16 protein-coding genes and 1 pseudogene are annotated in these 16,269 nt (G+C 60.8%); 7 read left to right on the top strand and 10 right to left on the bottom strand.

Translation table 11 applies throughout. The annotated features are described in order from the left end of the window. Positions 1-27: 27 nt before the first annotated feature. The 8 genes and pseudogenes from AC0L4F_RS13435 to AC0L4F_RS13400 form a co-directional block, all read right to left on the bottom strand. Positions 28-1,139 (bottom strand): annotated as a pseudogene (locus AC0L4F_RS13435) (SulP family inorganic anion transporter); the annotation flags it as partial. 39 nt (positions 1,140-1,178) lie between these two features. Next, positions 1,179-2,675 (bottom strand): sulfatase family protein, encoded by a 1,497-nt coding sequence (locus AC0L4F_RS13430; protein ID WP_244689043.1) that lies wholly within the window; start codon positions 2,673-2,675, stop codon positions 1,179-1,181. A gap of 8 nt (positions 2,676-2,683) precedes the next feature. Next, on the bottom strand, positions 2,684-4,174 hold the full coding sequence (betC, locus tag AC0L4F_RS13425; RefSeq protein WP_244689041.1) for a choline-sulfatase: 1,491 nt from the start codon (positions 4,172-4,174) through the stop codon (positions 2,684-2,686). Then, a complete protein-coding gene (locus AC0L4F_RS13420; RefSeq protein ID WP_244689039.1) occupies positions 4,171-5,202 on the bottom strand; it encodes a PdxA family dehydrogenase in 1,032 nt (343 codons plus the stop codon). The genes betC and AC0L4F_RS13420 overlap by 4 nt, the downstream gene beginning before the upstream one ends. Positions 5,203-5,261: 59 nt before the next feature. Continuing rightward, on the bottom strand, positions 5,262-6,773 hold the full coding sequence (locus AC0L4F_RS13415) for a tripartite tricarboxylate transporter permease (RefSeq protein WP_244689037.1): 1,512 nt from the start codon (positions 6,771-6,773) through the stop codon (positions 5,262-5,264). Positions 6,774-6,783: 10 nt separating this feature from the next. Next, positions 6,784-7,254: a tripartite tricarboxylate transporter TctB family protein gene (locus AC0L4F_RS13410; protein ID WP_244689035.1), complete on the bottom strand. Its 471-nt coding sequence runs from the start codon at positions 7,252-7,254 to the stop codon at positions 6,784-6,786. Between the two features lie 62 nt (positions 7,255-7,316). After that, positions 7,317-7,757, bottom strand: coding sequence for a tripartite tricarboxylate transporter substrate-binding protein (locus AC0L4F_RS13405; RefSeq protein ID WP_244689033.1), 441 nt, complete (start codon positions 7,755-7,757; stop codon positions 7,317-7,319). Beyond that, the gene (locus AC0L4F_RS13400; protein WP_244689032.1) at positions 7,729-8,274 is read right to left on the bottom strand and encodes a type 2 periplasmic-binding domain-containing protein; all 546 of its coding nucleotides are present in this window, start codon (positions 8,272-8,274) and stop codon (positions 7,729-7,731) included. The genes AC0L4F_RS13405 and AC0L4F_RS13400 overlap by 29 nt, the downstream gene beginning before the upstream one ends. Before the next feature lie 123 nt (positions 8,275-8,397). Between AC0L4F_RS13400 and AC0L4F_RS13395 the strand changes: the two genes are divergently transcribed. The 3 genes from AC0L4F_RS13395 (at position 8,398) to AC0L4F_RS13385 (ending at position 11,295) form a co-directional block, all read left to right on the top strand. Then, on the top strand, positions 8,398-9,573 hold the full coding sequence (locus tag AC0L4F_RS13395; RefSeq protein ID WP_244689031.1) for an L-rhamnonate dehydratase: 1,176 nt from the start codon (positions 8,398-8,400) through the stop codon (positions 9,571-9,573). Continuing rightward, the gene (locus AC0L4F_RS13390) at positions 9,570-10,478 is read left to right on the top strand and encodes a dihydrodipicolinate synthase family protein (protein ID WP_244689030.1); all 909 of its coding nucleotides are present in this window, start codon (positions 9,570-9,572) and stop codon (positions 10,476-10,478) included. Before AC0L4F_RS13395 ends, AC0L4F_RS13390 begins: the two co-directional genes overlap by 4 nt. A 118-nt stretch (positions 10,479-10,596) precedes the next feature. Continuing rightward, positions 10,597-11,295: a GntR family transcriptional regulator gene (locus tag AC0L4F_RS13385; protein WP_244689029.1), complete on the top strand. Its 699-nt coding sequence runs from the start codon at positions 10,597-10,599 to the stop codon at positions 11,293-11,295. A gap of 106 nt (positions 11,296-11,401) precedes the next feature. On the opposite strand, the gene AC0L4F_RS13380 is transcribed toward AC0L4F_RS13385, so the two are convergent. Continuing rightward, positions 11,402-12,172, bottom strand: a complete 771-nt coding sequence (locus AC0L4F_RS13380; RefSeq protein ID WP_244689028.1) for a nuclear transport factor 2 family protein — start codon at positions 12,170-12,172, stop codon at positions 11,402-11,404. A 92-nt stretch (positions 12,173-12,264) separates the two neighbouring features. Here AC0L4F_RS13380 and AC0L4F_RS13375 point away from each other — a divergent pair, with 92 nt between their 5' ends. Then, positions 12,265-12,633: a winged helix-turn-helix transcriptional regulator gene (locus tag AC0L4F_RS13375; protein WP_244689027.1), complete on the top strand. Its 369-nt coding sequence runs from the start codon at positions 12,265-12,267 to the stop codon at positions 12,631-12,633. 119 nt (positions 12,634-12,752) lie between these two features. Here AC0L4F_RS13375 and AC0L4F_RS13370 read toward each other — a convergent pair whose 3' ends face one another. Continuing rightward, on the bottom strand, positions 12,753-13,565 hold the full coding sequence (locus tag AC0L4F_RS13370) for a coniferyl-alcohol dehydrogenase (protein WP_244689026.1): 813 nt from the start codon (positions 13,563-13,565) through the stop codon (positions 12,753-12,755). Between the two features lie 94 nt (positions 13,566-13,659). Between AC0L4F_RS13370 and AC0L4F_RS13365 the strand changes: the two genes are divergently transcribed. The 3 genes from AC0L4F_RS13365 to AC0L4F_RS13355 all read left to right on the top strand — a co-directional run bounded on the left by AC0L4F_RS13365 (position 13,660) and on the right by AC0L4F_RS13355 (position 16,266). Continuing rightward, a complete protein-coding gene (locus AC0L4F_RS13365; protein WP_244689025.1) occupies positions 13,660-14,595 on the top strand; it encodes a LysR family transcriptional regulator in 936 nt (311 codons plus the stop codon). 66 nt (positions 14,596-14,661) lie between these two features. Next, a complete protein-coding gene (gene dctP / locus AC0L4F_RS13360; RefSeq protein WP_244689024.1) occupies positions 14,662-15,693 on the top strand; it encodes a TRAP transporter substrate-binding protein DctP in 1,032 nt (343 codons plus the stop codon). A 66-nt stretch (positions 15,694-15,759) separates the two neighbouring features. Then, entirely contained in the window at positions 15,760-16,266 is a 507-nt protein-coding gene (locus AC0L4F_RS13355) for a TRAP transporter small permease (RefSeq protein WP_244689023.1), read from the top strand. Positions 16,267-16,269: the final 3 nt, after the last annotated feature.

Raw genomic sequence — 16,269 nt, 5'->3', positions numbered from 1 at the left:
GGCATCAAGGATGTGTCGGATCTCGGCGAAATCCACCAGACGCCAGGCCACAAAGAGGATGGTTCCGGCCATGACCGGCACCGGGATATAGGCGATGAAGGGCGCCAGCAAAAGCAGCAGCGCCAGCAGGAACAGGGCGGCAAACATGGCGGCAAGCGGCGTTCTGGCCCCGCTTTCGGCGTTGAGCGCCGAGCGCGTGAACGACCCCGATCCGGCGTAACACTGAAAGAAGCCGCCAATCATGTTTGACAGGCCCTGGCCGACGATTTCCTGATTTAGTCGTATTTTTCGTTGCGGCGGTGGGCAAAATCGCGGCCAATCGACACCGCTTCGAGCAGCGCGATAAAGGCGATGGCCATGGCCGCCGGGGCAAGTTCGGCCAGCGGGACACCGGCGAAATCCGGCAAATGGAAATTGGGCGTGACCGAGGGCAGGGGGGCGAACATCGCGATCCCGCTGGCCTCTGCGCCCAGGGCCAGACCGATCAGCGACCCTGCGACCAGCGCGATCAGGTAATGCGGCAAGCGGCGGCTTAGTTTTGAAACAAGGATCAGCACCACCAGCGTCGCGACCGACAGCAAGACCGCGCGCCAATTGGTCTGGTCCGCCGCTTCGGCGACGCGCAACACACGCTCGACAACGCCGCCGCCCCGTTCGACCGAAAGCCCCAGCGCCGGGGCCAGCTGGGATGCCGCGATTAAGAGGGCCGCGGCGGCGGTAAAACCGACGATGACCGAGTGCGAGACAAAGGTGATCAAGGCCCCCAGCCGCGCCAATCCGGCGGCCAGCTGGACAAGGCCGACCATGACCGTCAACGCCAGCGCCATTTCGATATAGGCCGGCGTGCCGGCGGGGGCGAATTGCGACAGCGAGGCAAACAGCACCGCCGAAATTGCCGTGGTCGGCCCCGACACCATGACGCGCGACGATCCGAAAAACGCCGCGATCACCGGCGGGATCATCGCGGTAAACAACCCATAGGCGGGCGGCAGGCCCGCGATGATGGCAAAGGCCACGCCCTGGGGCAGGACAATGGCCGCATTGGTGAACCCCGCCGCCGCATCGGCGAGGGTGGATTTCCGGGACACCGCGCCAAACCATGGGCGGCGCGGTGACAGGTAGTCGGTCAGGTTGGACATCGGCTCTCGCACACGGGTCATGCCGCGCATTGGGGGGGATCAGGGCACTTCGATCGCGGCGGGTTTCACGACGTTTTCAAGAAACGTCTTGCCCTCGGAATGGGACATGTAGCCCGGAGAGGGGAAATCCATTTCCAGATCCCATGCATCACCGGTGTCCTGCATGTTGGCGAGTACGCGGGCGTCCAGTTCGGCCTGAACCTCGGCATAGGCCGGGTTGTTGACAAGGTTCACCACCTCGTCCGGGTCGGCATTCTGGTCGAAGAGATACAGCGGGCGATCCTGCTTGCGGACATAGAGCCAGTCCTTGGTGCGAATGCCGCGTTCCGGTTTGACATGGCGTTCGCTGCGGCCGCCGAAATCGGCTTTCATCAACTCGAATTGCACATGATCGCGGATCGGGTCATCACCCGCCCCTTCGAGCAGCGAGAGGTAGCTGCTGCCCTGCACGCCCTCTGGCACCTCGGCACCGCAGGTTTCCAGCAGCGTCGGCATGGTGTCCACACCCACGTCGATCAGCGAGCTTACCCGCTTGCCCGCGGCGAAGCGGTCGGGATAGCGGATCAGAAGCGGCACATGCGCCGAGGCGCGATAGGCCTGCCGCTTGATCCCGCAATAGGATCCGTGCTGGCCCAGCATGTCGCCGTGATCCGAGAAGAAGATAACAATTGTATCCTCTGCCAGACCTTGGGCATCCAGCCAGTTCAACATGCGCCCGACGTTGTAATCGACGTTGGAGATCATGCCGTAATACTCGGCCACGAATTTGCGGATCTGCGCCTCGGACTCGATCTCGGGGTCTTGTCCTGTAACCTTGTCGGTCTTGGACAGTTCGCCGAAATTGGCGTCGCCGTCGAAATCCAGCGCGGTGCGTTCCTGTGCGCGGCGCTTTTGCAGTTCGGGGTTGGGCGTGCCCTTGGGCAATGTGATCTTTTCCGGGTCGTACATGTTCCGCCAGTTGTCCGGCATGTCCATCGGGAAATGCGGCGGGCCAAAGCAGACATAGGCAAAGAACGGGTCATCCGACGCACGGGCGCTTTCCATGAATTCGATGGTGTGATCGGTCTGGAAATCCGGCTCGTAGCGTTTGCAGCGATAGGGCTGATCCGTGTCACGATAGAATATCGCATCCATGTAGTAATGGCCGCGATTGTAGCCGACGAAATGGTCAAACCCCATCCGATCCGGCCCCGGCGGCACGAACCCGGGTTTTGGCCCGCCAAAAAGATGCCATTTGCCGATATAGCCCGATTTATAACCCTGATCGTTCAGGATCGGGGCGAGCGAGGGTTGATCTGTGTTGATCGGAAAATGGTTGGAATAGAGGCCTGCCTGATGCGCATATTTGCCGGTCAGAAGCGAGGCGCGGAACGGCGTGCACAGCGGATAAGAGGTAAAGGCCTCGTCAAAGCAGACGCCCTCCATCGCCAGCCGGTCCAGATGCGGTGTCTTGACGTCGGGGTTGCCGGAAAAAGATGCGCAATCATAGCGCATCTGATCGGCATAGATCATCAGGATATTGGGTTTCTTGGTCATCTCTTGCCTCATGCCGTGGACGGGCGGTTGACGCCGCGCACATAGCTTTGCGATGCGTCAAAGAAGGGTTGGTAATCCCATTGATAGCCGGTGTTTGTCGACAGCGCCTCTTGCAGGAAGACGCGGGTCTGCTTCAACCGGGCGGCGCGCTGGGTGACGGCCTCGACGTCGTAACGTCCCAACAGGCGATCTTTCAGGGTCGCTTTGGTGTCGGCATGGGCCGGGTCAGCGGACAGATCGTGTTGTTCGTCGGGGTCGTTGGCCATGTTGAACAGAAGTTCCGGCGCATTGCGGGTCCAGACATATTTCCAGTCGCCCTGCCGGATTGCCAGCCAGGGTTCAATGACGCCGGGACCGTAATATTCGGCAATCGCCTCGTCCTTGGTGCTGTCCGATGTGTCCATCAACAGGCCGAGGAAACTGGCGCTTTGGTCGCTGCCGAATTCGTCGGAGGCCGCTTTTGCGCCGCCCAGTTCGGCGAATGTCGGGCAGAGGTCCGCCAATGTCACGCATTCCGCAACCCGGCCCGGTTTGATCCGTTTGGGGTTGTGCCAGATCATCGGCACCTGCAACGAGCCTTGATAGAAGCTGCGCTTGAACCACATCCCGCGTTCGCCCAGCATGTCGCCATGATCCGAGGTAAAGACAATGACCGTGTCGTCATACAGGCCAAGGTGCTTCAGCTCGGCAATCAATTCGCCGACATAATCATCGAGATGCGAGATCATGGCGTAATAGGCGCGCCGTGACAGTCGGATGGTGTCTTCGTCCGGCGGGAACTGGTCAATACCGTGGTGGATTTTCAGCCATTCGGTCGTGGGGTGGGGCGTCTCGTCCTCGGGGATGCGGGGCAGGGCGATGCCGGTGTCTGCGTAACGTTCCCAGAATTCGGGAACCGACTGATAGGCTTCGTGCGGCTGGGTGTAAGATACGTGAAGGAACCACGGCTGATCGTGGTTTTCCAGCACGTCATGGCGGAAGAATTCCAATGTGCGGAACTGCACCTCGGCATCATAAAGCAGCTGGTTGTTGGTCCGGCAAAGGCCGCTGACGGCAAGCTTTTTGACCGATGTGCCTTCGCGGTGGACCGGGCCCCAGGACCATGGGATCGTCCAGTCAAAGCCGGCCGGATACATGTCAGTGGTCAGCCGTTTGTCGAACCCGTGCAATTGATCGGCGCCGATGAAGTGGCATTTGCCCGCACAGATCGCCCGATAGCCCGACGAGCGCAGGAAATGCATCATTGTGGGCATTTCAGAGCTGAATTCCGCACCGTTTCCCCAAACCTCGTGGGTCGAGGCCTGACGCCCGGTGAATTGCGAGGCCCGCGCCGGGCAACAGATCGGCGAGTTGGAATAGGCGTTTTCCATCACCACACCGCCCGCCGCCAGCGCATCAAGGTTCGGCGTCTTGGCCTGGGCATCGTCGCGGTACATCGACAGGACAAAAGCGGTCAGCTGGTCGGCCTGAATGAACAGGATATTTGGTTTGTCGCTCATGCCGAAATCCCTTCGTCGATGGTGAGGCCACGGGCCGTCAGCGCGGCACGGCGGGCAAGGTCATGGGCCTGCATGATGGCGCTTGGACGGGCGACGCCCTTGCCTGCGATGTCGAATGCGGTGCCATGGGCCGGCGTGGCGAGGATGAAGGGCATGCCGCCAAAGTAGGTCACGCCATCATCGAAGCCCATCAGCTTGGTCGCGATCTGGCATTGATCGTGATACATCGACAGAACGCCGATGTGGCCCTCTTCCTTGACCGTCAAAAAGATCGTGTCGGCGGGGTAAGGCCCCGAAACATTGAGTTGCAGCTTTTTCGCCTTTTCGATGGCGGGGCCGATGATGTCGATTTCTTCGCGGCCAAAAGCCCCTTCGTCGCCGTTGTGCGGGTTCAGACCAGAAACGGCGATCCTGGGGTTGGCATAGCCAAAGCGGCGCAGCTCGCGGTCAAAATAGCGCAGGACCGACAGGATGGCGTCTTCGGTGATCTCGCCCGCGATCTGTGAAATCGGGATATGCGAGGTGACGCGGGTGGTCCAAAGGTCGCCGATGGTGTTCATCTCGGTCGAGCGTTCGGTAAAGCCCATGTAATCGGCGATGCCGGCCTTGTAGCCTTCGTAATGATAACCCGCCTTGTGGATCGAGGCCTTGTTGACCGGCGCCCAGACAAATGCGTCGAGCATGCCCGCCTTTGACAGATCAGCGGCGTAACAGCCGATCTGATAGTCGGCCAACCCGGCCTGTGCCGAGGTCACGCCGACAGCGATGTCGCCGAATTCCAGCTTGTCATAGTGGTGAAAGACCACCGGTTCGGGGCTGTCGACCGCATCCTGAAAGCTGTCGAATGTCGGCAGGTCGGCGTCAATCCCGGCCACCTCGCGGCCCATGTCGAACACCTTGCGGTGGCCGACGATGACACGTTTGCAGCCTTGGGTGATCTCGGGATGGGCCAGCGTGCGTGCCACCAGCTCGGGGCCGACGCCGCCAGCATCACCGAGGGTCGAGAAAATTACGGGTCGATCAGTCATCTGCCTGTCCGTTTCGTCTGAAATTTGGGGTTTGCGCCGCACGGGGTGCGGCGCAGGAATTATTCGTCGTTGCCGGTCAGCAGCGCGGCCTGATTGGCGCGATAGGCCCCGATTGCCTTGGCGATCAGCGGACCACAGACCCCGAGCACCGAGAGCAGAAGAAACACCAGCGCAATGGGCTGTTGCAGGATCGCCCAGAGGTTGCCGTCATAGATCAGGTAGCTTTGCTTCAGCGATGTTTCGATCAGTTCGCCCAGGATCAGGCCCATCACGATGGGTGCGGGGGCAAACCCGTGCCGGTTGAGGAAGAAGCCGAGAATGGCAAAGAACACCATCACGCCGACATCGAACATGCTTTGTTGCAGGCTGAAGGCGCCAAGCGCGGCAAGGCAGATCACACAGGGCCACAGGATCGTTGTCGGGATCAGGGTGATGCGGCTGAAGAATTTGGCGCCGACCATGCCGTAGATCAGGAAACAGATATTGGCCCCCAGCATGGCACCGAAGATCCCGGCCAGCAGGTCGGGTTGTTCGGCAAAGAGCGCGGGACCGGGGCGCAGGCCCAGGATCAGCATCGCGGTCAGGATGATCGCGGTGGACCCGCCGCCCGGAATGCCGAGTGCAAGGGTCGGCACCATGGTGCCGCCGGTCGCGGCATTGTTGGCGGCCTCTGGCGCGGCCAGACCTTCGATTGCGCCTTTGCCGAACTGATCCTTGTTCTTGGACCAGCGCATTTCCTCGTTATAGGCGATCATGGCAGCAACCTTGCCGCCCTCGGCGGGCAGGATGCCGATGAAGGTGCCGATCCCGGTGGCGCGCAAGACGGTTTTCCAGATCGCCTTGAAGTCCTGAAGCGAGGGCAGTTTTGTCACGCCGTCGGCGACAAGTTCGCGTTTGACCTTGGTCTGGGTGGCCTGGCGCAGCAATTCACCACCGGCAAAAATGCCGATCATGATCTGGACGACGGCGATGCCTTCGTAGAGGTCAGGCTGGCCAAAGGTGAACCGTTCGACACCCGTGGTCAGATCGGTGCCCACGGTGGCCAGGATCAGACCAAATGCCCCGCCGATGAAGTTCTTGACCATCGAATTGCCGCTGATCGAGGCCAGCATCGACATGCCAAACACCGCCAGCGCAAAGAATTCGGCCGGTCCAAAGTGATAGGCGACCTGCGCCAGCAGGGGCGTGGCCACGATCATCACCAGAATGCCGAGGATGCCACCAATCGCGCTTGAGAAGGTGGCGATGCCAAGCGCGCGGCCGGCCTCGCCCTTTTGGGCCATTGGATAGCCGTCGAAGGTGGTCATGGCCGCGGCTGGTGTGCCGGGGGTGTTGATCAGGATCGCGGTGATCGACCCGCCGTATGTGGTGGCGCAATAGACAATGGCACAGAGCGCGATGCCGGTTGTCGGGTCCATGCGCACCACAAAGGGCAGCATGAGCGCAATCAGGATCACCGAACCGAGGCCCGGCAGCGCCCCGACGATCAGGCCCACCAGCGTTCCGCCGGCGATGATCATCAGGTTGTAGGGGTCCGCAAGGAATTGCAGGACAAGAAGGAAGGGTTCCATTTTTCGGACCTCAGGGCAGGGGGACGTTCATGATGAGACGGAACAGCACGTAGACAAAGCCGGTGAAGCCCGCGAAGCTGAGCGCCATAAGCTTCCACCGCCGTTCGCCCCACAGAAGGGAAAGCGCGGGCAAAAACAGCACCAGCGCCGGAAAGGTGCCGATCATCGCCATCAGGATCGGCAGCACGATCAGCAGGCCGGCCGTCAAAAAGACAATGGGCGGGATGGATTTCGTGCGTGCCACAAATTCAATGTCAGCAGCAGACAGGCGGGCGGCATTGATCGCCCGGATCAGACCCAGTGCAAACATGATCGCCAGAATGGCGCGGGGGAACACGGTGGGCTGGATACCCTGCGCCAGCAACGGTGGCACACGGTCGAATGTGAAGGTCACGCCATAAAGCGCGGCGGCAAAGGCCATGACGGCCAGAGCCTCTAGAAACTGGGTCCGCTGGATGGACCGGTGGTGTGTATCGGTCATGATTTACCTGGATCAAGGGACATGGGAGCGGCCTGGCCCGACAGGGGGCCGGCCAAAGAGAATTATCCGCCCATCAGGTCCTTGGCGACGGACTGATAGCCTTCGTACATCTCGTTGAATTCGGCGCCGAATTCTTCGCGGCCTGCGATGCTTGTGGCATCCTGGCCCGATCCGGCGAGGTATTCGAGGAACCCGGCGCTGTTCATTGATGCGATCAAGGCGGCCTCGAGCTTTTCGATCACCGGTTCGGGGGTGCCTTTCCGCACGCCGATGCCGCGCACCACGGAAATGTTGATCGGCAGGCCAACTTCGTGACCGGTTGGAATGTCGGGCGAATTGACCGAACGGTCCGGCGCAAGGATCGCCAGCGCTTCGACCTGGCCTGCCTTGTACTGGGATTCGAATTCGTCAAAGTTCAGCAGCGCGACATCAACATTGCCGTTGATCACGTTGATGATGATCTCGCCGGATTTTTCAAAGGGCACATAGACCTGATTCTGCATTTCCAGCGCATTGCGGAACCGCAGGGCGCTGACATGCGGGTTGCCGCCGACCTTTGTGCCAGGCCTGTTTGACCGAATTGTTCTGCACGAAATCGAGGAATTCATTGGCGTCGGCGAAGCGGCCGGCCTTGACCACCACGAATTCCGGATCGACCGTGCCGCGCACCAGCGGAACGATGTCGTCGCGGGTCAGATCGACCTTGCCGCGCATCATGGTCAGGGCGGTGCCGGCATTGACGATGAACAGCGTCTGGCCGTCCGCCGGTTTGCTTGCCACGTATTTCAACGTGTTGGTCGCGACGCCGCCGGTTTTCGACAGGTGGATAAAGTCGCCGCCCAGAACCTCGCCCGCTTTTTCCGTGGCGAAACGCAGGAAAATGTCCGAACCGCCGCCGGGTTTTGAGTTGTTGATGACTTCGATGGGACCGTTGGGAAAGTCTTCGGCCTGGGCGGGGACAGTGGCGATTGCCAGCGCAAGTCCGGCAAGTGTTCCGGTCAACGTCTTGTAAGTAAACATGTATTCCTCCTCCGTGAGTGTCTGTTCCTGGGTGTGGATGCTTTTGAATAACAAAGGTTCGCACTTGACACAGCTCTTGGTATACGGTTTTTGGTACACCAAAGCAAGAGCTGGAGAAGCAACATGACGAAAATTAAATCAATCCGCACCCGAGTCTGGAATTGGACCGGGCCCACGGTCCCGCCTTCGGGGAACTTCTGTACCAATGCATCCGATGCGCTGTGGATGAAGGGCGATGCGATGGCATCGTTCCGGTTTCACCAGTGGCTGACGGTCGAGGTCGAGACCGAAGACGGCACCATCGGTATCGGCAACGCCGCACTGGCCCCGACCGTGGTGAAAAAGGCGATCGACGATTGGTATGCGCCGCTGGTGGTGGGCGAAGATCCCTTTGACTACGCATATATCTGGGAAAAGATGTACCGCCGCACCCATGCCTGGGGCCGCAAGGGCATTGGCATGACCGCGATCAGCGCCATCGACATCGCGATCTGGGATCTGATGGGCAAATTGGTCGGCAAGCCGGTGTTCAAACTGCTGGGCGGGCGCACCAAGGAAAAGATTCCGGTCTATTACTCCAAGCTCTATGCCGCATCGGTCGAAGACATGCAGGCCGAGGCCGCAGAAGCGATGAAGAATGGCTATACCGCCTATAAATCGCGATTCGGCTATGGCCCCAAGGACGGCATGATGGGCATGCGCGAAAACCTGAAACGCGTGGAGGCCCTGCGCGAGGTGATCGGCTACGACAACGACCTGATGCTTGAATGCTACATGGGCTGGAACCTGGATTACGCCAAGCGGATGCTGCCGAAGCTGGCCAAGTATGAGCCGCGCTGGCTGGAAGAGCCGGTGATTGCGGATGATGTCGAAGGCTATGCCGAGTTGAACGCGATGAACATCGTGCCGATTTCGGGTGGCGAGCATGAATTTTCGATCATCGGCTGCGCCGATCTGATCCGCAAGAAAGCCGTCAGTGTCCTGCAATATGACACCAACCGCGTCGGCGGCATCACCGCAGCCCAGAAGATCAACGCCATTGCCGAGGCGGCCCAGATCCCCGTGATCCCGCATGCCGGGCAGGTCCATAACTATCACCTGACCATGGCCAATGCGAATTGCCCGATCAGCGAATATTTCCCGGTCTTCGATGTCGAGGTCGGCAATGAGCTGTTTTATTACATCTTCGAAGGCGACCCGGAGGCGGTTGATGGTTTCCTGCAACTGGATGACGACAAGCCGGGTCTGGGGATCACGATTTCTGACAAGCACCTCCAGCATTTCGAGATCACGGAATGAGCTGGTCTGGTATCTGGCCCGTCGCGCCCACGCCGTTCAACGACGATGGCACGCTCGACCTCGGTGGTATGAAACGTGCGCTTGATTGCCTCATTGATCAGGGCGCGGATGGGATCTGTATTCTGGCGAACTTCTCCGAGCAGTTCCTGATTTCCGATCAGGAACGCGAGGTGCTGACGCGTCTGTCGCTGGAACATGTGGCGGGGCGCGTGCCGGTGATCGTGACGATCAGCCATTATGCGACGCCGATTGCGGTGGAACGCGCGCGCTTTGCCAAGGATCTGGGCGCGAATGCGGTGATGATGATGCCGCCCTATCACGGGGCGACCCTGCGCGGCACGCCGGAGCAGACGTTTCAGCAATTCGCGGCGGTGGGCGCGGTCGGCATTCCGATCATGGTGCAGGATGCGCCGATGTCGGGCGTGGAGCTTTCGGTGCCTTTGTTGGTGCGCATGGCGCAGGACATCGAGGAAGTGCGGCTGTTCAAGATCGAATGCCCGCGCGCTGCGGGTAAATTGCGTGCGCTGATCGCCGAAGGCGGGGACGCCATCGAAGCACCGTTTGACGGTGAAGAGGCGATCACGCTTCTGGCCGATCTGGATGCCGGGGCGACGGGTTCGATGACCAGTGGCATGATCGTCGACCAGATCAAGCCGGTGATCACCAAATACCACGCCGGCGACATCGCCGGGTCGACCGAGGCCTATGGCCGCGTGGCGATGGCGATCAACCACGAAAACCGGCAGTGCGGCTGGCAAAGCTGCAAGGCCGCGATGGTCGAGGGCGGGGTGATCGGATCAGAGTTCTGCCGCCACCCGATCCCGGCCCTGCACCCGGCCATCCGGCAACGGATGATCGACCTGTTGAAACCCTTGGACCCGTTGGTCCTGAAGTGGGGAAAGTGAGCATGATAATTGGGAAAAACCTGTCACCGGCGCTGTTGCCGGATGATTTGAAATAAGCTTTGGCATGGCGCTTGCGGGTCGATTGCGGCAAAAGGTTCAATAGGAGGGTCAGTTGGTAATGTCCTTGAAAGATCTTATTGGTGGCAGTCTTGCCGCCGAACGGCCCAAAAGCCTTGCCGAGCAATCGGCTGATAAACTGCGCGAATTGATCCTGCTGGAAAAGCTTCCGGCAGGGTTGCCCATGAACGAGCGCGAATTGTCCGAGCTTCTGGGCACCAGCCGCACGCCGGTGCGCGATGCGATTCGGCTGTTGGAGGTGGAAGGCCTTGTTGATTATGTCGACGGCCGCCTGCGGGTGGCAGATCCGTCGATAGAAACCCTGTCACATTGGCTGATGATCCAGGGCGCATTGGAGGGGCTGGCCGGCGAACAGGCCTGCCGGAACGCCACCGACGCCGAGCTGTCGCATATCGCATCGCTTCAGGATGAAATGATCGACCTGGCGGAACAGGATGACGGCCTTCGACGGTTCGAGATTGATATGGAATTTCACCGCGCCATCGTGGCGGCGGCCCATAATCCCCCGTTGATCGAGACGCATCAGCAATACAACACGCGTCTGTGGCGGGCGCGCTTCGTCTCATCCCAGCGGCGGCCCAACCGCAAGCAGCAGATGGCGAAACACCAGCGCATCGTTGACGCCTTGCAGGCACGGGACGGGGCCACCGCATCGGCGGCCTTGATCGACCACCTGCGCAATGCGATCGGCAATATCGAAGCCGCACGCGCGGAATTGCAGGTGGCTGCGGGCAAATGACCGGGCCGCCACGCGATGCGGGCAGGTCATAGGCCGCGATCCTGAGGGGTCTTGAGGTGGGGGGCAGCGACGGTTTGACCCGCCGCTGTCTTGATCTCTGTGGGGCTTAGAATTTGCCGTTGTCGTGCGCCATCTCTTCGGGGATCGTGGAAACGACATCCCAATGCTCGACGATGCGGCCCGCTTCGACGCGGAACAGGTCAAAGAACGCGGTCGGCGCATCGCCCAGGGTGCCTTTGGATGCGGTGAAGACAAAATTGCCCTCGGCGACCACGATGTGAAGATCGGTATAGACCATCGACACACCTTGTTCCGCCATGGCCGCCAGCGCCGCACCCAGACCGGTCAGACCGTCGCCGATCAGGCTGTTGTGCTGGATATAGGTGTCGGTCGAAATGAAATCCGTCACCCGGTCGGTGTCGCCCGCCATCAGGATGGTTTGCACGAAGTCGGTGACGAGGGCCTTGTTTGCCTGGGTGGCGTCCGTGTCGGTGATTGCGGTTGTGCCATCGACCTGGCTGTGGCCCGAGGGGTTGGGCGCGGCGACCGGCGTCAGATTGTCCCAATGTTCGGCGACCTTGCCATCCGCGACCCGGAACACGTCAAACGCCACCAGGGTTTCGGCCCCAAATGCCTGGGCATTGTCATAGGTGTTGTGCAGCACGACATAATCGCCTTCGCTGATCACACGGTGGGTGGTGACCTTGATCCCGCTGTCCTGCAACGCCGGAATGAAGCCGATCACCGGGGCCGCGCCGGTCGGAACGGCAACATTGTGCTGGATGTAATCGGGGGCAAGCAGCTCTTTGGCGGCTTGCGGATCGAAGTTGATGAAAATTGCGGAAACGGCGTTCAGCGCGATTTCTGTGGGGGTCATGATCTGGTCCTTTCAACTCAGTTGATTGAATGTGGTGTCAGTGGTATCAAAACCGCACCAAGTATCAATTACGCACTATTTAGGAACCAGGTATGCTTCAGGTAACCGCGTTGACGAAAGAACAGGCCGAGCTTTGCCCGATACGACAGGTGCTGTCGAAAGTGACAGGCAAGTGGCAGGTTCTGATTGTGCTGGCGCTCGAAGATGGATCGCTGCGGTTTGGCGCGTTGCGGCGCGCTGTTGGCGACATCACGCAGCGGGTTTTGACCGAAAACCTGCGCAGTCTTGAACGCGACGGATATCTGACCCGGACGGTCGATGCCGGCCCGCCGGTTGCGGTGCATTACGAGCTGACCGAGCTGGGGCAGGGGGTGCTGGGGCCGCTCAAGTTGCTGGTGGACTGGGCGGCGACACACCACGACGATATTCGCAAATCCCGCCAAGCCTTTGACGAACGATAGGTTTTAAGGCGCGTTCAAAGTTGGTTTCGCCCCGTGCCACCGATCTGTGTGCCCCCGCGCCGGGCCGCGCAAACCGTAGCCGCGCGCCTTGGACAGGTCGCACAGTGGGTCACAGGGGGTCATGCGGCGCCCTTGTTCGTCGGTAGACGCAGCACATCAAGCGCCATGACATCGGTCATGTTAAAGGCCCCCATGCCCCCGTCGATGGCAATATCGGTGCCCTTGATCCAGTTCGATGTCGGCGACAGCAGGAATGCGGCGATTTCCGCGATTTCGGCGGGCGTGCCGGGGCGTCCGGCGCGTGCGACGTTTCTGGCCATTTGCGCGCCAAAAGCCTTTTGAAAATCACCAAGGATGCCGGTGGCGATGCCGCCGGGGCTGAGCGAGTTGACGCGCAGATCGCGTTGCACCATCGCCTCGGTCTCGGACACGGTCCACAGGATCATCGCCTCTTTCGAGAGATTGTAGCAGCGGGTGGCGTCGATCCCTTCGGATTTGATGAAACTGGCAAGCTGGTCGCGCCGGGTCAGGCTGGCAAGGCGCTTGACCTGGTCCACCCCGTCGCGCCAGCCGTGGCCCGCGCGGCTGGCCATATTGACGATAGAGCCGCCCTTTTGCAGATGCGGCAGCATGGCCTGGGTAAAGGCGCGTGTGCCAAGGAAATTCACCTGAAGGATCGCCTTTTCCAGCCCGGTGCGCGGCGGCAGACCCGCATTGTTGCACAAGCCGTCCAGCGGGGTGTCAACGGCGGCGGCGGCCTCGGCTATGCTGTCGGGGTCGTCCAGATCCAAGGCGATGAACCGGTCGACGGTGTCGCGGGTTTCATGAATATCGAAGCCGATCACCGCATGGCCCTGCGCCCTGAGAATGCGCGCCAGTTCGGCACCGATACCGCTTGCGACACCCGTGACGGCATAGGTCAGTTTCTGCATGATCGGCTCCTTTTGGGTTCGCCGCACCCTAGGCGGGGCCCTGTGATCATGAAAAGTCTTGAAAAAGCGCTATGTATAAGTCTTTCTGATCGCTATGAAGCCGCAACACATTCAAGTTCTGGTCGCAATCGCAGAGCACGGCAGCCTGCGGGCCGCGGCCAAGCATCTCGACAAATCCCAGCCTGCGCTGACGCAATCCCTGCGCCAGGCCGAGCAGGAGCTTGGGGTTTCGGTGTTCTCGCGCACCTCTCGCGGGGTCGAGCTGACAGAGATCGGCGAGCGTATTCTGGTGCGGGCGCGCACGATTGCGTCGGAAATCGAACGTCTGGACGAAGAGGTCGCGCAATTGCGCGGCGAACAGGTGGGGGCGGTCAATGTCTGTCTGTCGCCGCTGGCGGCGATGCGGATCATGCCCCGCGCCCTGACGCTGTTTCGCAAAACCCATCCCAATATCGAGGTCCGCCTGTCGAGCGGCCTGTTTCCGGGCGCCATAAAGCCGCTGCGCGAGGGGCGTATCGACCTTTTGATCGGTCCCGAACCGCCAATTGGCATGACACGTGAGCTGACGATCGAGCATCTGATCGACACGCCAATTCAGGTGGTGACCTCGGACAGCTCACCGCTGCTGAAGGCACGATCCCTGGGCGAGTTGGCCGAAGCGCAATGGATCATGATCGGCGCGCCGACCGGTCCGGGGGATATTTTTCGCCAACCTTTTGTGGATCACGGTCTGACGCCGCCGATGGCTTTGACCACCTCCGAAATCCTACTTCGGGGCATTGTCGCTGGTCGAAAGTCTGGGCGCGGTCTGTACCTTTCCGGCGCTGTTGATGGACGGGGTCAGACGAAGCTGGAACATCGCACCGATCCCGATCCGAGAAGAGATCGCCCCGCTCAGGATTTCGTTGATGTCGCGGGCGGGGCACCCCCTGACCCCTGCTGCCGACGCGCTGGCAATGTGTATTCGGCGGCGCGTGACATCGCTTTGAGCGATAACCGGGATCAATCGCGATTTCAAAAACATCACTGATGCTTATCGCTGGGGCCGGGTAACGTCTGTCCACTGGCCACTCGGCCACATTCAGGGAGGACATTCATGACCATTCGCACATTTTGTGCCGCCGCAACGCTGGCCACCACCGCATTCGCAGCGCCAGTTGCGGCCGAAACCGAACTGAGTTTCAATATCTTCTTTCCGAAGACACATTTTGTCTGGCCGGTGTTTCAGGCCTGGTCCGATGACATCGCCGAAGCGACCGATGGCGCGGTGCGCATCACCTTTCCCGCGCAATCTGTTTCGCCGCCGCCGGGTGTGGTTGATGCGGTGCGCAACGGCGTGGCCGATGGCGGGTTTATCTTCAACGGGTTCCTTGCGCATTCTGCCCCCGGCACGATGGTCACGCAGATGCCGTTCATCAGCCTGGGTGACAGTGCCGCCGCATCCGAGGTCTTCTGGCAGTCCTACGTCGACACCTTTGCCGAGGCAGAGGTGCTGCGCGGCGTCGAGATGGTGTCGGGCTTCCATCTGGGGCCGACGTTCCTGTGTTCGGTCACCGATACGCCGATCACCACGCTGGAAGAGCTGCGGGAGCGCCGCGTCTGGGCTTTGCCCGGCACGATTGCCGATACGCTGGCGGCGATGGATCTGGCGATCACGGCCTCTCCTGCGGTTCAGGTGCAGGAACTGGCCTCGCGCAATACCGTTGACGCCCATCTTGGCCTGTCGATGGAAACCATCGTGTCCTTTGGTGTCGCGCCTTATACCCAGTCCTGCGTTGACATGTCGCCGGCGCTGCAATCGGCGAATTTCTCGATCTTCTTCAACCAACGCGCCTGGGACCGCCTGTCGGACGATCACCGCGCGGCGATCACGGATCTGTCGGGGCTGGCGCTTGCCACCCGGCTGGGAGAGGCGACCAACACCGCCGACGCAGCAGCACGCAGCCAGCTGGAAGCGATGGGCGTGACATTTGCCCCGATCGAGGCGGAGCTTTTGGCCGCAATGCGCGACGCCGCAGCAGGGGTCGAGGCCAAATGGGCCGAAGACATCCAGTCGCGCTATGGCATTGACGGTCGGGCGGTTGTCGAAGCGGCCCGCGCGGCTGTGGCCGCCAAATCGGGCGACTGACCATCGGTTTCCGGGCCGCCGTGTTCCGGCTGGCCCGGAAAATTCCACACACCGGGAGGGGGCACCATGCGGTTCATTCGCAAAGCCACGATCATTCTGGGCGCAATGGCGCTTGTCGCAATGGTTGTGATCACCTGCGCCGAAGTGATCCTGCGCTATTTCTTCAACAGCCCGGTTTTCGGGTCGGCCGAGATGATCCAGATGCTTTTGGGGGTCGTCGTCTTTGGCGGCATGTTCGCGGTGACCCGCGACCGGGGCCATGTGAACGTGTCCCTGTTCGAGCCCTTGTTGCTGAAACATTTTCGCCGGGGCTATCGTGGCATTTTCGACGTGATGACCTTGGTCGGGACGGTGGGCGTTGCGGGCATTCTGGTCTGGCGGGTCTGGGATCTGACCCATTACCCGGAAAACAGCATTGTGCTGCGCCTGCCGATGATCTGGATCATCGCGGCGATGGCCGGTCTCGCGGCGCTGGCCATTGTCGCGGCCTTTGCCGCGATGCGTGAAGACCCGCGCAAGTCCCCGCCACATTCCCCGCAATCCGACGACCCGCAATCCAACGAATTGAGCTGACTT

Source organism: Marinovum sp. J2-8 (genome assembly GCF_055808435.1).
This window is presented reverse-complemented; position numbering and strand designations above follow the sequence as displayed.

Bases quoted from the DNA above. Each gene is read 5' to 3' on its own strand.
- AC0L4F_RS13355 (WP_244689023.1), top strand. From the start codon at position 15,760: ATGCGGTTCATTCGCAAAGCCACGATCATTCTGGGCGCAATGGCGCTT.
- AC0L4F_RS13400 (WP_244689032.1), bottom strand. From the start codon at position 8,274: ATGTTTACTTACAAGACGTTGACCGGAACACTTGCCGGACTTGCGCTG.
- AC0L4F_RS13415 (WP_244689037.1), bottom strand. From the start codon at position 6,773: ATGGAACCCTTCCTTCTTGTCCTGCAATTCCTTGCGGACCCCTACAAC.
- AC0L4F_RS13370 (WP_244689026.1), bottom strand. From the start codon at position 13,565: ATGCAGAAACTGACCTATGCCGTCACGGGTGTCGCAAGCGGTATCGGT.
- dctP (WP_244689024.1), top strand. From the start codon at position 14,662: ATGACCATTCGCACATTTTGTGCCGCCGCAACGCTGGCCACCACCGCA.
- AC0L4F_RS13380 (WP_244689028.1), bottom strand. From the start codon at position 12,172: ATGACCCCCACAGAAATCGCGCTGAACGCCGTTTCCGCAATTTTCATC.
- AC0L4F_RS13420 (WP_244689039.1), bottom strand. From the start codon at position 5,202: ATGACTGATCGACCCGTAATTTTCTCGACCCTCGGTGATGCTGGCGGC.
- AC0L4F_RS13410 (WP_244689035.1), bottom strand. From the start codon at position 7,254: ATGACCGATACACACCACCGGTCCATCCAGCGGACCCAGTTTCTAGAG.
- AC0L4F_RS13390 (WP_244689030.1), top strand. From the start codon at position 9,570: ATGAGCTGGTCTGGTATCTGGCCCGTCGCGCCCACGCCGTTCAACGAC.
- AC0L4F_RS13365 (WP_244689025.1), top strand. From the start codon at position 13,660: ATGAAGCCGCAACACATTCAAGTTCTGGTCGCAATCGCAGAGCACGGC.
- AC0L4F_RS13375 (WP_244689027.1), top strand. From the start codon at position 12,265: ATGCTTCAGGTAACCGCGTTGACGAAAGAACAGGCCGAGCTTTGCCCG.
- AC0L4F_RS13395 (WP_244689031.1), top strand. From the start codon at position 8,398: ATGACGAAAATTAAATCAATCCGCACCCGAGTCTGGAATTGGACCGGG.
- AC0L4F_RS13405 (WP_244689033.1), bottom strand. From the start codon at position 7,757: ATGCAGAATCAGGTCTATGTGCCCTTTGAAAAATCCGGCGAGATCATC.
- AC0L4F_RS13430 (WP_244689043.1), bottom strand. From the start codon at position 2,675: ATGACCAAGAAACCCAATATCCTGATGATCTATGCCGATCAGATGCGC.
- AC0L4F_RS13385 (WP_244689029.1), top strand. From the start codon at position 10,597: ATGTCCTTGAAAGATCTTATTGGTGGCAGTCTTGCCGCCGAACGGCCC.
- betC (WP_244689041.1), bottom strand. From the start codon at position 4,174: ATGAGCGACAAACCAAATATCCTGTTCATTCAGGCCGACCAGCTGACC.